Annotated in this window: 1 protein-coding gene; it reads left to right on the top strand. The window is 63.6% G+C overall.

Features of this window, described 5'->3' with window-relative positions:
* Nucleotides 1-593, top strand: a 593-nt coding sequence (locus tag ACR0C6_RS22035) for an extracellular solute-binding protein (protein WP_480621315.1), incomplete at both ends; no start/stop codon positions are given.

The raw sequence follows: 593 nt of genomic DNA, 5'->3' as shown, positions 1-593 counted from the left end.
GCAAGCGCGCGCCCGACCTTGGCTGGCGCATGACCGACGCCTGGCTTTCGATGGCCGGTGCTGGTGACAAGGGCGAGCCGAACGGTATTCCGGTTGACGAATGGGGCATCCGCATGGAAGCGGGCACCTGTAACCCGGTCGGCGCCTCGGTGTCGCGCGGTGGTGCTGCAAACGGTCCGGCTGCGGTCTATGCGATCCGCAAATGGGACGAATGGCTGCGGGCCTACGCGCCTCCGGGTGCGGCGTCTTATGACTTCTATCAGTCGCTGCCGGCACTGAGCCAGGGCAACGTGGCCCAGCAGATTTTCTGGTACACCGCCTTTACCGCCGACATGGTGAAGCCGAAGTCCGAAGGCAACAACACCGTGGATGACGAAGGCACGCCGCTGTGGCGGATGGCGCCCAGCCCGCACGGCCCCTACTGGGAAGAAGGCCAGAAGGTTGGCTATCAGGACGTGGGTTCCTGGACGTTCCTGAAATCGACCCCCTCGGATCGTGCGCAGGCAGCCTGGCTTTATGCCCAGTTCGTGACGTCCAAGACTGTTGATGTGGAGAAGTCCCATGTGGGTCTGACCTTCATCCGCGACAGCTCG

It is taken from the genome of Ruegeria sp. AL12 (assembly GCF_056540885.1).
This window is presented reverse-complemented; position numbering and strand designations above follow the sequence as displayed.